At 60.9% G+C, this 12,682-nt stretch carries 14 protein-coding genes; 10 read left to right on the top strand and 4 right to left on the bottom strand.

What is annotated here, in order from left to right; genetic code table 11:
- The first annotated feature begins 46 nt into the window (after positions 1-46).
- Complete coding sequence (locus V8P77_RS17705) at positions 47-772, top strand: helix-turn-helix transcriptional regulator (protein ID WP_335913598.1); 726 nt, start codon at positions 47-49, stop codon at positions 770-772.
- Positions 773-788: 16 nt separating this feature from the next.
- On the opposite strand, the gene V8P77_RS17710 is transcribed toward V8P77_RS17705, so the two are convergent.
- Positions 789-1,253, bottom strand: a complete 465-nt coding sequence (locus V8P77_RS17710; RefSeq protein ID WP_335913599.1) for an Lrp/AsnC family transcriptional regulator — start codon at positions 1,251-1,253, stop codon at positions 789-791.
- A gap of 126 nt (positions 1,254-1,379) precedes the next feature.
- Here V8P77_RS17710 and alr point away from each other — a divergent pair, with 126 nt between their 5' ends.
- From alr to V8P77_RS17725, 3 genes are all read left to right on the top strand, one after another.
- A complete protein-coding gene (gene alr, locus V8P77_RS17715; RefSeq protein ID WP_335913600.1) occupies positions 1,380-2,513 on the top strand; it encodes an alanine racemase in 1,134 nt (377 codons plus the stop codon).
- 29 nt (positions 2,514-2,542) lie between these two features.
- Positions 2,543-3,793, top strand: a complete 1,251-nt coding sequence (locus V8P77_RS17720) for a D-amino acid dehydrogenase (RefSeq protein WP_335913601.1) — start codon at positions 2,543-2,545, stop codon at positions 3,791-3,793.
- Between the two features lie 83 nt (positions 3,794-3,876).
- Positions 3,877-4,899, top strand: a complete 1,023-nt coding sequence (locus V8P77_RS17725) for a helix-turn-helix transcriptional regulator (RefSeq protein ID WP_335913602.1) — start codon at positions 3,877-3,879, stop codon at positions 4,897-4,899.
- Positions 4,900-4,983: 84 nt separating this feature from the next.
- On the opposite strand, the gene aptA is transcribed toward V8P77_RS17725, so the two are convergent.
- Positions 4,984-6,318, bottom strand: coding sequence for an omega-aminotransferase AptA (gene aptA / locus V8P77_RS17730; protein ID WP_335913603.1), 1,335 nt, complete (start codon positions 6,316-6,318; stop codon positions 4,984-4,986).
- Positions 6,319-6,461: 143 nt separating this feature from the next.
- Here aptA and V8P77_RS17735 point away from each other — a divergent pair, with 143 nt between their 5' ends.
- Positions 6,462-7,010, top strand: a complete 549-nt coding sequence (locus V8P77_RS17735; protein WP_335913604.1) for a cupin domain-containing protein — start codon at positions 6,462-6,464, stop codon at positions 7,008-7,010.
- Here the strand turns inward: V8P77_RS17735 and V8P77_RS17740 are convergent.
- Together V8P77_RS17740 and V8P77_RS17745 are read right to left on the bottom strand one after the other, a co-directional pair.
- Entirely contained in the window at positions 7,007-7,789 is a 783-nt protein-coding gene (locus V8P77_RS17740; RefSeq protein WP_335913605.1) for a pyrroline-5-carboxylate reductase, read from the bottom strand. The two genes, V8P77_RS17735 and V8P77_RS17740, sit on opposite strands and share 4 nt — an antisense overlap.
- Before the next feature lie 4 nt (positions 7,790-7,793).
- On the bottom strand, positions 7,794-8,513 hold the full coding sequence (locus tag V8P77_RS17745; RefSeq protein WP_335913606.1) for a GntR family transcriptional regulator: 720 nt from the start codon (positions 8,511-8,513) through the stop codon (positions 7,794-7,796).
- Positions 8,514-8,712: 199 nt separating this feature from the next.
- On the opposite strand from V8P77_RS17745, the gene V8P77_RS17750 reads away from it, so the two are divergent.
- The 5 genes from V8P77_RS17750 to dapA are packed head-to-tail and all read left to right on the top strand — an operon-like array spanning position 8,713 to position 12,664.
- Entirely contained in the window at positions 8,713-9,546 is an 834-nt protein-coding gene (locus V8P77_RS17750) for a substrate-binding periplasmic protein (RefSeq protein ID WP_335913607.1), read from the top strand.
- A gap of 60 nt (positions 9,547-9,606) precedes the next feature.
- The gene (locus V8P77_RS17755; protein ID WP_335913608.1) at positions 9,607-10,389 is read left to right on the top strand and encodes an amino acid ABC transporter ATP-binding protein; all 783 of its coding nucleotides are present in this window, start codon (positions 9,607-9,609) and stop codon (positions 10,387-10,389) included.
- 27 nt (positions 10,390-10,416) lie between these two features.
- Positions 10,417-11,079 (top strand): amino acid ABC transporter permease, encoded by a 663-nt coding sequence (locus V8P77_RS17760; RefSeq protein WP_335913609.1) that lies wholly within the window; start codon positions 10,417-10,419, stop codon positions 11,077-11,079.
- A 9-nt stretch (positions 11,080-11,088) separates the two neighbouring features.
- Positions 11,089-11,754, top strand: a complete 666-nt coding sequence (locus tag V8P77_RS17765; protein ID WP_335913610.1) for an amino acid ABC transporter permease — start codon at positions 11,089-11,091, stop codon at positions 11,752-11,754.
- Positions 11,755-11,785: 31 nt separating this feature from the next.
- Positions 11,786-12,664, top strand: a complete 879-nt coding sequence (gene dapA / locus V8P77_RS17770) for a 4-hydroxy-tetrahydrodipicolinate synthase (protein ID WP_335913611.1) — start codon at positions 11,786-11,788, stop codon at positions 12,662-12,664.
- Positions 12,665-12,682: the final 18 nt, after the last annotated feature.

Below are 12,682 nucleotides of genomic sequence, written 5' to 3' on the forward strand. Positions count from 1 at the left end.
TACCATCGCGAGCAGTCACAAAAACACGCAACCACGAGTCCATCTCATGCTGAGCAGTTCTCGTTTTTTCTACAGTTTGGACCGAATCTCCGCATCGCCGACATTGCGGGATCTCGAAACGACGCTGGACGAAGTCCGCCACATCTATGCGATATCGCACATGGTTTTGCATGTAACACGCTCCTCGGGGGCGACGGCCAGCAATCCATTGCTGATGCTGACCTACCCGCCCGAGTGGGTAAAGCAATATCTTGACCGGGATTACTTCAGCATCGATCCCGTCGTGCGCCTCGGCCTGCGCGGCTTCCTGCCCGTGGAATGGTCTGCGTCTAAATGGGATTCAGGCCAGGCCTATGGCTTCTTCAAGGAGGCGATGGCCTTCGGTGTCGGCCGGCAAGGCGTTACCCTGCCGGTGCGGGGACCTCACGGGGAGCGATCGCTGTTTACGGTGACCTCCAACCATCCCGACGCCTACTGGCGACAATTTCGCATGGACAGTATGCGCGACCTCCAGTTTCTCGCCCACCATCTCCACGACAGGGCGATGGTTCTGTCGGGGATGAGAAAAATTGCGGATTTTCCGCAACTGTCCCGCCGCGAGCTGCAATGTCTTGAGATGACGGCCAGCGGCCTTCTGGCAAAGCAGATCTGCGCCCGCCTGTGCATTTCGGTAAGCGCGGTGCAGCTCTATCTCGCCTCGGCACGCCGGAAGCTGACCGTCGCCACGACGAGCGAAGCGGTCGCCAAGGCCACGGCACTCGAATTGATATAGGCTTGGTGATCGCGGTTCAGCGCCTGCCCCTCGTGCGCGTCGCCAGAACATTGCGGATCGAGAAGCTGGAATGAATCCTGAGGACGCCGGGCAAGGCCGACAGGATCTCCTTGTGGATCCGCTCGAACTCGCCGGCATTTGCGACCTCCACGCGCAGCAGGTAGTCCGAACCGCCCGTCATCAGAAAACATTCCCGAATCTCGGGATGCCGGCGGACCGCCGCCTCGAGCCGATCGAGATAGTCCTCCGTTTGTCGTTCGAGAGTAATGTTGATGATCACGGCGATCATTTCATCCGCATTGCCGGTGTCCACCAGCACCGTATAGCCGCGGATCACGCCTGATTTTTCCATGATCTTGATGCGCCTGAGGCAGGCTGATGGCGAGAGACCGATCTCGGCGGCGAGCTTGGCATTGCTCATGCGGGCATCAAGGCGCAGCAGTCTCAGGATATTGCGATCGATCGCGTCGAGAGCGGGCATGAGAGATCGTTCCAAATTTTCGTTGATTATGCGGCTAATAAGCAATTCAAGCAATAATCAACCACTAAATGATAGGCAATTTCGCTCGTTATTTCATAAACTCCCTGAGGTCGAAAAGGGGTGGACATGGATAGCGATATTTTGGTTTCCCGCACAAGCACTGCCACGACGATGCAGGGAGCCACGGGCTACCTGACGATCGATCTTGCTGCCCTTGGACGTAACTATCGTAAGCTCGTATCGATGCTGGCACCGGTCCGCGCGGGGGCCGTCGTCAAGGCCGACGCCTATGGCCTTGGCGCTGACCGGGTGGCGAGAACGCTTTACAGTGAAGGTTGCAGGCATTTCTTCGTCGCCCAGTTTGTCGAGGCCTTGAGGCTCCGGCCGGCACTTGCGCACGATGCCCAGATTTTCGTGTTAAACGGCTTGCAGCCGGGTAACGAGATCGCCTGCGCCGAGATGGGCATCGTCCCGGTTCTCAATTCGCTGGCGCAGTGGCGGCAATGGTCGGCTGCGGCGCGCATTCTGAAGCGCTGCCTGCCCGCCGTCCTGCAATTTGACACCGGCATGTCGCGGCTCGGCTTTCCCAGGGAAGAGCGAGCAGAGCTGGCGGCGGCTCTTCGCGACGGCAGCAATGTCGAAATCCTGTTCATCATGAGCCATCTGGCTTCGGCCGATGACATGGACAGCGAGCAGAACGGCGAGCAGTTTGCCGAGATGTCCCGCATCGCCGACGAATTTCCCGGCTTCGATATTTCCTTCGCCAATTCCGGCGGCGTTTTCCTGGGCGACGCCTATCACGGCGTGCTCGCCCGCCCCGGCATCGCGCTCTATGGCGGCGCTCCGAACGCCGGCGAGAAGAACCCGATGGAGTCGGTCGTCAGCCTCAATGTCGCCGTCGTGCAGGCGCGCACCGTGCCGGCGGGTGCGAAGATCGGCTATGGCGGCGCGCATGTGACGCAACGGGAAACGCGTCTCGCCACCATTGCCGCCGGCTATGCCGACGGCCTGCCGCGGAGCCTGAGTGACCGCGGCGCCGTCTATTTCAAGGGCATCCGCCTGCCGATTGTCGGCCGCGTGTCGATGGACAGTGCGACCGTCGACATATCAGCACTGCCCGAAGGCGCGCTGACCTTGGGTAGTCTCGTCGAATTGCTTGGCCGCCATCAGACGCTCGAAGACATCGCCCGCGACGCCGGCACCATTTCTTACGAAATCCTAACCCGCCTGGGCGATCGTTACGACAGGCAATATCGCTAAGAGCCGGCGGCTCCATCATTGGGAACATCATGAAAGTCATCGTTCTAGGAGCCGGCATCGTCGGCGTCACATCCGCTTATCAGCTCGCCAAGGCCGGCCATGAGGTCACGGTCGTCGACCGGCAGCCGGGTCCGGCGCTGGAGACGAGCTTTGCCAATGCCGGCGAAGTCTCCTTCGGCTATTGCTCGCCATGGGCAGCGCCCGGCATTCCCATGAAGGCAATGAAGTGGCTGTTCATGAAGCACGCGCCGCTCATCCTGCGCCCGAAACTCGACATGGCCATGCTCTCCTGGATGGCGAGGATGCTGTCGAACTGCACCTCCGAGCGTTACGCGATCAACAAGAGCCGCATGCTGCGCCTTGCCGATTACAGCCGCATCGCGCTGGCCGACCTTCGCGCCGAGACCGGCATTGCCTATGACGAACGCATGCAGGGGACCCTGCAGCTGTTCCGCACGCAGCAGCAGCTCGAGGCCTCGGCTAAGGATGTCAAGGCGCTGGCTGCCGACGGCATTCCCTATGAGGTGCTGGACCGGGACGGCTGCATCCGCTTCGAACCGGCGCTGAAGCATGTGCGCGACAAGATCGTCGGCGGTCTGCTGACGCCGAAGGACGAAACCGGCGATTGCTTCAAGTTCACCAATGCGCTGGCGGCCAAAGCCGAGACGCTCGGCGTCCGTTTCGCTTACGGGACGACGATCAAGGCGCTGGATGTCGAGGCCGGCCGGGTGCGTGGGGTCATCACCGATCGTGACCGGATGAGTGCCGAGGCGGTGGTGGTCGCGCTCGGCAGCTATTCGCCGCTGCTGCTCAAGCCGCTCGGCATCAGGCTGCCGGTCTATCCCGTCAAGGGCTATTCGCTCACCATCCCGATCGCCGATGCGTCACGCGCGCCGGAATCGACCGTCATGGATGAGACCTACAAGATTGCGATCACCCGGCTCGGCGATCGCATCAGGGTCGGCGGCATGGCTGAAATATCAGGCTATACCAATGATCTGGGCCTGGCCCGCCGGAGCACTCTGGAATACTCGGTCACCGATCTTTTCCCCGGCGGCGATATTTCGAAGGCCTCCTTCTGGTCCGGCCTGCGTCCGATGACGCCCGATGGCACGCCGGTCATCGGCGGGACTGATGTTGCCGGCCTCTTTCTCAATACCGGTCACGGCACACTCGGCTGGACCATGAGCACCGGTTCGGCGCGGCTCATCGCCGATCTCGTCAGCGGCGGCCAGTCGGAGATCGACGCGAAGGATCTCGCAATCAGCCGCTACGGCTGAAGCCGCCCTGGTTACGCAAACAAGATGAGCATGATTGCGTAAATCCACTATCACTTGTTGTACATCGTCTTTTGAGGTCACCAATGTCGGCCAATTCTCATATCCGGAACAACGGCGGCCTCACCCGACAGCTGGCGGAGCAGGGCATGTCGTTTCGGGAGACGGCACACAGCGGAACAGACCCGGACGAGCTCTCGGAAATATTGTCGACGCCAAACTCCCCGATCAAGGTTGCGGCCGAAGGCAATATGCCGATTGCATACCACTGCAATTTCGTCTCCGTGGGAGAAGAGGTAACCGTAGCCGACTGTACCTACGAAGGCACAATCCTGATCAGGCGGGAGGCGCCCAGCGACAGGATGATTGTTTTTCTGCCGATGGCAGGGAACGCCTCCTTCGAAGGCATGCGGGAGCAAATATATTCCGTTCCCGCCCGTGGCACGATCCTTGAGGCAGGTCGTGCCGCGGGTGCGCGCCTGTTTGGGCCGCGCCGTCATTTCGGCCTGTTCGTCGATCAGGCGAAGATCATTAGCCACCTGACGCATATGTTCGAGAGAACGATCAGCGGCGACGTCGATTTTCATCCTCACATCGATCTGACGAGCGGTCCCGGGCTTGTATTCCAGCAACTTGTCTCGAGCCTCCATCGCGGCCTCAGCGGCAACGGACCGCTGCAGCGGTCGCCGTTGGCCGCCAGCTTGCTCTGCGACGCGGCGATCTATCTGCTTCTGGAGACCTGCCCCAATCGCTATTCGAACGAGCTTGCGCTCCCTGCTCCGGCGCCGGCCCCGCGCCATGTGAAATGGGCTATCGACTTCATGCAGGAACACATCGCCGAGCCGATTTCGCTCAACGACATTGCGATGGCAGCCAAAGTCAGCGTTCGGACTTTGCAACAGGGTTTCCGCCAGTTCAGGAATACGACCCCAATGTCCTACCTGCAGGAACTTCGGATGGCTGCCGCCCATCGCGATTTGCTCGAATCCGACGAGAAGCAAGGCATCACCGACGTCGCGCTGCGATGGGGGTTTACGCATCTGGGGCGATTTGCTGCCGAATACAGGAAGCGTTTCGGCCAATTGCCGTCACAGACCTTGAAGCGCTGAGCTCTATCTCGGCGTGCCGGATGGTTCCGTCGACGATGGACCAGACGTCCGATCGCCGACGGGAACACCACGTCGGATGCGGATCTATGCTGCGCGCTTCAAGGCATCGCCGATGATCGAAACGATCGTGTCGATCTGGGTTTTCTCGATAATAAGCGGCGGGGAGAGGGCGATAATGTCGCCGGTCACCCGGATCAACAGGCCCTTTTCGAAGCAGTCGACGAAGGTGTCGTAGGCGCGGGTTCCAGGCGCCCCGTCACGAGAAGCCAGTTCGACTGCGCCGACCAGTCCGAGATTGCGGATGTCGACGACATGAGGCAGGCCTTTCAGGGAATGAAGGGCCTCCTGCCAGTACTCGGCCAAATCGGCTGCGCGCGTCAGCAGGCCTTCCTCCTCGTAGATCTCCAGAGTAGCGAGCCCGGCGGCGCAGGCGACCGGATGGCCGGAATAGGTGTAGCCATGGAAGAGTTCGATCGCGTTATCAGGTCCGACCATCAGGCCGTCATAGACCTTGCGGCTCGCAAAGACCGCGCCCATCGGGATCGTGCCGTTGGTGATGCCTTTTGCCGTTGTGATCAGGTCGGGCACGACGCCGAAATAGTCGGTCGCAAAAGGAGTGCCGAGACGCCCGAAGCCGGTGATGACCTCGTCGAAGATCAGCAGGATGCCGTGCTTGTCGGCGGTCGCGCGTAGTTTCTCCAGATAGCCCTTCGCAGGCAGGACCACGCCCGCCGATCCCGACATCGGCTCGACGATCACAGCCGCGATGGTTTCGGCGCCGTGCAACTGCACCAGGCGCTCGAGATCGTCCGCCAGTTCGACGCCGTGTAGGGGAAGGCCCTTCGAAAACGCATTTCGCTCGACGTCGAGCGTGTGGCGCATGTGGTCGGCCGGTATTTGCGGGAAGACCCGCCTGTTGTTGACGAGACCGCCGACGGAAATGCCGCCGAACCCGACGCCATGATATCCCTTCTCGCGCCCGATGATCCGCGTGCGGGTGCCTTGGCCGATCGCCCGCTGATAGGCGATGGCGATCTTGAGCGCCGTATCGACCGATTCCGAACCCGAACCCGTGAAGAAGATCCTGTCGAGCTTGGCGTCAGAGCCGCCCGGCGCGTTGGCAGCCAGTTTTGCAGCAAAGTCGAAGGCGATCGGATGGCCCATCTGGAAGGTCGGGGCATAGTCGAGGGTCGCAAGCTGCCGCTCGACGGCATGGGCGATCTTCTTGCGTCCGTGGCCGGCATTGCAGCACCAGAGCCCGGCCGTGCCATCAAGCACCTGATTTCCATCGACGTCGGTGTAGTACATTCCCTCCGCGGCTGCCAAAAGGCGCGGCGTGGCCTTGAATTGCCGGTTCGCGGTGAACGGCATCCAGAAATTTTCAAGTGCGGGCGCGTTCGTTTTGCTGAGCTGGTCCATCCTGGCCTCCTTTGGGATGGCGTCGAGAATGGCAATTTCTCTCTTTCAAACAAGTCCTTTTCTTTGTCGATGCAAGATATTGAAAGTAAACGGGTGTGAGGGTATGAATTTGGATATTCTGGACAACGCAAACGAACCGTATCATGTCAGTCGACATCGGCAACCGCCTTCGCCATCTCCGTATCGCTCATAAGCTTTCCCAGCGTGAGCTCGCAAAGCGCACGGGCGTGCCCAATTCGACGATCTCGCTGATCGAATCGAACGCCTCCAATCCCTCGGTCGGGGCCTTGAAGCGAATCCTGGACGGCATTCCTATCGGTCTGGCGGAGTTCTTCGCCTTCGAGCCCGAGCGTCCAAGGAAGGCCTTCTATGCGGCCGAGGAACTGGTGGAGATCGGCAAGGGCGCCATCTCCTACAGGCAGGTTGGGGAAAAACTGTTCGGGCGCAGCCTGCAGATCCTCAAGGAATGCTACCAGCCGGGTGCGGACACCGGAAAGGTTCCGCTTGTTCACGAGGGGGAGGAGGGCGGGATCGTGCTCTCGGGAAGGCTCGAGGTGACGGTCGATGACGAGCGGCGGATCCTTGGGCCGGGTGATGCCTACTATTTCGAAAGCCGGCGCCCGCACCGCTTCCGCTGCGTCGGACCAGTGCCCTGCGAGGTCATCAGCGCCTGCACGCCGCCGACGTTCTAGTTCCTGCCCTCGATGCGGGCAAGCACGCGGTCGAGTGCGGCGGTCAACGCGGCAAGGCCGCCCTTCTTCTCGAAGTCCGAAAGAACCTGCTCGTTCAGTCCGCCCTTGGTTGCGAATTCGCGGCTCAGCGCGCTGAACGGTTCGTTGCCGGGACTGTTCGCTTTCTGCGCGAGGCTTGCAAAGAGCGGGGCGATGTAGGCCTGTCCCTTCGCCTTTTCGAGGCCGCTTCTTTCCAGCCAGACGGCAACCTGCTCCATGATGCCGAAATAGGTCGACATCATTGCGCTCGCTGCCGCGAGCAGATCATATTCCTTCCTCGACTGGCATTGGACAGCCGTTCCGAGCGCATCGAAAAGCGCTGCGACGATAGTATCGGGCGGATAGATGGCAGTGACGCCTTGCCGGCCGGCGACGAAGGGCAAGGGAATCGCCTGCACGAGATGCGCGTCGGCGGCGATCCATTCTGAGAGGGCCTGGCGCTCCGTCGCCGCAACGAGGCTTACGACCATTTGGCCATCCCTGAACGATAGCGCACGCACGACCTCCTCGGCGACCTGCGGCCGTATCGCCAGGAACACCATGTCGCTGCGCTCGACGACGTCCTGATTGTCCTTGGCAATTCTGACAGCGGCGAATTCGTCGGCCAGCGTCGCAGCGATGTGAGCGCTTCGTGGAGACACGTGAATCTCGGAGGCATAGGCAGGCTCAGTGAGAAGCCCGCGAACCATCGCTTCGGTAATCGCGCCGGTTCCGACGAATCCGATACTGTCGATTTTCATTTGACTACTCCGCAGCCCGCAGCGGGCCCAACGCGACATCCGTCGTGTAGTTCTCGCGCATGAAGTTGATGAAATTGTCCTGGAACTGGCGCGTATGGGCGTGAGCGAGTTCGTCGGCGAGTTCTACGTTTTTGTCCCTGACCGCATTGAGCATGAGCGTGTGCTCGTCGGTCAGCAGATAACCCTCGTGGGTTCGTTCCAGATATTCGAAATGCAGGTGGAGCATGCGCTGCCCCTGCGACAGCAGCTTCTCGTAAAACGAGGCGAGATACTGGTTTTTTCCGGCATGGGCGATTGCCATGTGGAATTCCTTGTTGGCTTCCGACATGGCGAGGTGATTGCTTGTTTTGACCGCCGCTTCGAACGACTTCAGCCGCTTGGCGATGATCTTCAGGTCAGACTCGGTTCTGAGCGCGGCGGCAAGCCGCGTATTCATCCGCTGCGCGATGTCGAGCGCCTCCACATATTTGGGAAACGTCGCCACTTCGATCGGCGCTACGATCGTGCTCCGGTTCGAGAGCGTGACGACCAACTCGTCGGCGCCAAGCCGGATCAGGGCTTCGCGCACCGGTGAGCGCGACATGTCGAAGCGTTCGGCAAGCGTCATCTCGTCGAGAAGCTGACCGGGCGGTAGAGCGAGCGACAGGATCTCGTTGCGGAGCGTCTCGTAGACGCTTTTCCAGCCGGTCCCGCGGATTCGTTTCACTTCCAATTCTTCAGACACTTAGGTCCCTTTCTCTCGACGCGGGTCCCATTGGGCCAGAAAAGCCGCGTGTCGGCAATGTAATTTTTCCGCTTGACTTTGTCGACACGCTGTTGACATATCTTTCTCAGTCGACACGCAGCCGACAAGAAAACAACAGAAACGGCGACAGCCGACGAGTGGAACCGCGCGCTTCGCGCACAGCAAAAGAGGAATGCCGATGCTTTCGAAGTTGATAACGTCCGCCTTGCGGGCGCTGCCCGCGCTCGCCCTGATGGGAGGTCTTTCCGCCACCGCCGCGCAGGCTGAGACCGCTGAGGGATATTGGCAGGGTGTGCAGAAGGCGGGCGTGTTGCGCTGCGGCGCAGCCGTTGCCCCGCCCTATGTCATGCGTGATCCGGCGACGGGTGAATATTCCGGCTTCTTCGCCGATCTCTGCAAGGAATTTGCCGAAGTCCTGAAGGTAAAACCCGAATTCGTCGATACGACCTGGGACAACATCGTCGCCGGCCTGCAGGCCGGCAAATGGGATCTGTCGCTGGCGCTGAACCGGACGCCGGCCCGTGCCATGGCCGTGCAGTTCTCGATCCCGGCGATGGAGTACCAGATCTCGCTCGCCTATAACAAAAACAATCCGAAAATTGCAGCCGGCGCTGCTTCGGTCGCCGATATCGACAAGGCGGGCGTGACGCTCGCAGTCATGTCCGGCACGGCGCAGGACAAGGCAATTTCCGCGGCGGTGAAGAACGCCACGGTCATGCGCCTTCCCGGCAATGACGAGACCCGCCTGGCGGTTACTTCGAAGCGCGCCGACATCCTGGTCGACGCCTCCGACACCAACCAGCTCTTCACCCAGTCGAACCCGGAATGGGCAGTGGCGCTCAACCCGACGCCGGCCCTCGCCAAGCAGGGCGTCGCTTTCGGTCTGCCGCACAATCTTTCGGCTGCTGACGTCGAGGTGGTCGATATCTTCCTCGAAGAGAAGGTCGCGACCGGTCACGTCGACGAGCTGATCAAGAAGGCGGTCGACGACGTGCTCAAGGGCGCAAAGTAATCTCACCGGCCGGTGCGAGGTTCGCGCCGGCCCTTCCAGCTTCGATCATCGGAGATTGGCATGACCACGTTCTTCAGCCTTCCCCTCGTGAAAATGCAGGCGCTTCACAAAAGCTACGGCAACGGCGCCATTCAGGTGCTGAAAGGCATCGACATTGAAATGAAGCCCGGCGAACGTGTCGTCGTCATTGGTCCGAGCGGCGGCGGCAAGAGCACGCTGCTGAGGGTGATGATGGGGCTGGAGCAGATCGACAGCGGGTCGGTCAGTTTCGATGGGAAACCCTATATTTCTTCCGAAAGCGTGGGCAGGAAGACCCAGATCGACACCAATGTCCGCCGTTCGATCGGCATGGTCTTTCAGCACTACACGCTGTTTCCGCATCTGAACGTCATACAGAATCTGGTTCTCGCTCCCTGCAAGGTGCGTGGAGAAGCCAAGGCAAAGGCTACGGCCCGAGCCCAGGCGCTGCTCGAGCGGTTCGGGCTTGGCGCCAAATCCAATGCCTATCCGGCCCAGCTTTCCGGCGGACAGAAGCAGCGTGTCGCCATCGCCCGCGCGCTGATGCTCGACCCGAAGCTGATGCTGTTCGACGAGGTCACTTCGGCGCTGGACCCGGAACTCGTCAGCGAGGTGGAGCATGTCATCCTGCAGCTCGCCGCCCAGGACATGCCGATGATGATCGTGACGCATGACATGTGGTTCGCCAAGAACATCGCCTCTCGCGTCATCTTCTGCGCTGGCGGCGTGGTCGTCGAGGACGGCCCTCCGGAGCAGGTGCTCGGCGCCCCGCGCGAGGAGCGGACGAAGGAATTCATCGACCGCGTCTTTCATATCAAGCAGTAGGCCATATCAAGCGGCAAGGAGGGCATCGTGAACTATACGTTCGACTTCAATGCAGTATCCATCGCTCCGCTTCTGCAGGGGCTGTGGGTTTCGCTGGAGCTAACGGCTGCAGCAAACCTCATCGGCATCGTCTTCGGCTTCGCGCTCGCCCTTCTGATCATGAGCCCCTATCGGGTCGTGCGGCTGCCTTTCATGCTGTTCGTCGAATTCTTCCGCTGCACGCCGGCGATCGTTCAGATCGTCTGGATATTCTACTGCGTGCCGATGCTGTTCGACGTCTTCCTCGACCCGGTGACGATGGGCATCCTGGCGCTTGGGCTCAATCTGATGGCGTTCAACGCCGAGGCCTACCGGGCGTCCATCCAGGCGGTTCCACGCGAACAGCTCGACGCCGGCATCGCGCTTGGTCTCAATCCGTTGCAGCGGGTGCTCTACATCGTCTTCCCGACGGCGTTCCGCGCGTCGATCCCGGTGCTTCTAACCAACGGTATCGTCATCTTCCAGCAGAGCGCGCTGGTCGCGATCGTGGCTATCCAGGACCTGATGTACCAGGGCAAGACGCTGGCCACCGAGACCTACCGCCCGATCGAGACCTTTACGGTCGTCGCTCTCATCTATTTCGCCGTGTCCTTCCCGATAACCCAGATCGTCGGCCTGCTCGAACGCCGCCGCCAGATCCTTGTCAGCTAGGGGGCCGGAATGACGCTCGACTTCTCCATCCTGCTGCGTTTCGAACACGCACTTCTGCTCGGTCTATGGATGACGCTCAAGCTGACGGTCATCTGCATCGTGCTCGGATGCTCTCTCGGCTTTCTCGTCGGTCTCCTCAGGACGTCGCGCAACCTCGCGCTTCGCGCGATCTCCAGCCTATATGTCGAGTTCTTCCGCGGCACGCCGGTGCTTATCCAGCTCTTCTGGATCTTCTTCTGCCTGCCGCTGCTGCTCGGCGTCGAGCTCTCGAACCTGGCCTCGGGTGTCATCGCGCTGACGCTCTACATGGGGGCGATCACCAGCGAGACCTTCCGGGCAAGCCTCAAGTCCATCGGCCAGGAACAACTGGACGCTTGCGTCGCCCTCGGCCTGCCGCGCAGGAGCCAAGTGATGAACGTCGTGCTGCCGCAGGCCGTACTGCGCGCAATCCCGACGCTGCTGTCCAACTGTGTCAGCCTCTTCAAGGAGAGCGCCCTGGTCTCCGCCGTCGGCATGGCGGACCTGATGTTCGTCGGCCAGAACATCTCCAACAACACGGCTCGTCCCGTCGAAGTGCTGACGGTCGTCGCCCTCATCTACTTCGCGATCGCCTTTCCTTTGACGCGAGCCGTCTCGCTCGTCGAAGGCCGGATCCTGAAGAAGCTCGCAATCTGAAGATAGTCGTTCCCAGACAGGAGAATTCCCCATGAAACTTTCCGGCGTCATGCCCGCGCTCATCACTCCCTTCGACACGAACAACAAGATCGACTTCAAGGCGTTCGAAAAGCACCTGACGGCGCTGCGTGCGGCCGGTGTCACGGGCTGGGTGCCGATGGGCTCGACCGGCGAATACTTCTCCCTCTCGAACGAGGAGCGCGACGAGGTGCTCAAGTTCGTCAAGGTCTTCGCCAATGACGGCGAGATACTGATCGCCGGCACCAACGCGCCTGCCACCCGCGAGGTGATCGAGAACACGGCGCGCGCCAGGGAGATCGGCTATGACACGGTTCTGCTCGCCACACCCTTCTACACGCGTCCGACGCAGGACGAACTGCTCGCGCATTACCGCGCCGTGCTCGACGCCACTGATGTCAATCTCATCCTCTACAACTATCCCCCGAAGGACGGCATCGAGATCTCCTTCGACTTGATGGATGCGCTCGCCGACGATCGCCGGGTGATCGGCATCAAGGAGAGCTCGGGCGTTCTGCAGCGCGCCGTCGATATCCATTCGCGCTACAAGGGCCGCATCGACCTCGTCTCGGGTTCCGACGATATCGCGCTGGACTTCATGTTCTGGGGCGCGGATTCCTGGATCTGCGGTCCGGCCAACTGCATGGCGAAAGCGTGCTGCGACCTCGACCGGGCGTTCCGTTCCGGCGACCTCGAAAAGGCCCGCGAGATGATGACGGTTCTTTACAGAGCGCTGAACATCCTCGAGAGCGGCAAGTTCGTCCAGAAGATCAAGTATGGCTGCGAGCTCCAGGGCACGCCGGTCGGCACCTGCCGCGCGCCGCTCGGCGAACTGACGGCGGAGGAGAAGGCCGAATTCAAGGCGGCGATGCAGCCGATCCTCAACTGGTAACGGGCCTGGACTGGTAAC

This window comes from Rhizobium aouanii, assembly GCF_037002925.1.
GTDB lineage: Bacteria > Pseudomonadota > Alphaproteobacteria > Rhizobiales > Rhizobiaceae > Rhizobium > Rhizobium aouanii.

Excerpts from the sequence above, each read along its gene's own strand:
- V8P77_RS17735 (WP_335913604.1), top strand. The coding sequence starts at position 6,462 with ATGTCAGTCGACATCGGCAACCGCCTTCGCCATCTCCGTATCGCTCAT.
- aptA (WP_335913603.1), bottom strand. The coding sequence starts at position 6,318 with ATGGACCAGCTCAGCAAAACGAACGCGCCCGCACTTGAAAATTTCTGG.
- dapA (WP_335913611.1), top strand. The coding sequence starts at position 11,786 with ATGAAACTTTCCGGCGTCATGCCCGCGCTCATCACTCCCTTCGACACG.
- V8P77_RS17725 (WP_335913602.1), top strand. The coding sequence starts at position 3,877 with ATGTCGGCCAATTCTCATATCCGGAACAACGGCGGCCTCACCCGACAG.
- alr (WP_335913600.1), top strand. The coding sequence starts at position 1,380 with ATGGATAGCGATATTTTGGTTTCCCGCACAAGCACTGCCACGACGATG.
- V8P77_RS17755 (WP_335913608.1), top strand. The coding sequence starts at position 9,607 with ATGACCACGTTCTTCAGCCTTCCCCTCGTGAAAATGCAGGCGCTTCAC.
- V8P77_RS17740 (WP_335913605.1), bottom strand. The coding sequence starts at position 7,789 with ATGAAAATCGACAGTATCGGATTCGTCGGAACCGGCGCGATTACCGAA.
- V8P77_RS17765 (WP_335913610.1), top strand. The coding sequence starts at position 11,089 with ATGACGCTCGACTTCTCCATCCTGCTGCGTTTCGAACACGCACTTCTG.
- V8P77_RS17750 (WP_335913607.1), top strand. The coding sequence starts at position 8,713 with ATGCTTTCGAAGTTGATAACGTCCGCCTTGCGGGCGCTGCCCGCGCTC.
- V8P77_RS17720 (WP_335913601.1), top strand. The coding sequence starts at position 2,543 with ATGAAAGTCATCGTTCTAGGAGCCGGCATCGTCGGCGTCACATCCGCT.
- V8P77_RS17710 (WP_335913599.1), bottom strand. The coding sequence starts at position 1,253 with ATGCCCGCTCTCGACGCGATCGATCGCAATATCCTGAGACTGCTGCGC.
- V8P77_RS17705 (WP_335913598.1), top strand. The coding sequence starts at position 47 with ATGCTGAGCAGTTCTCGTTTTTTCTACAGTTTGGACCGAATCTCCGCA.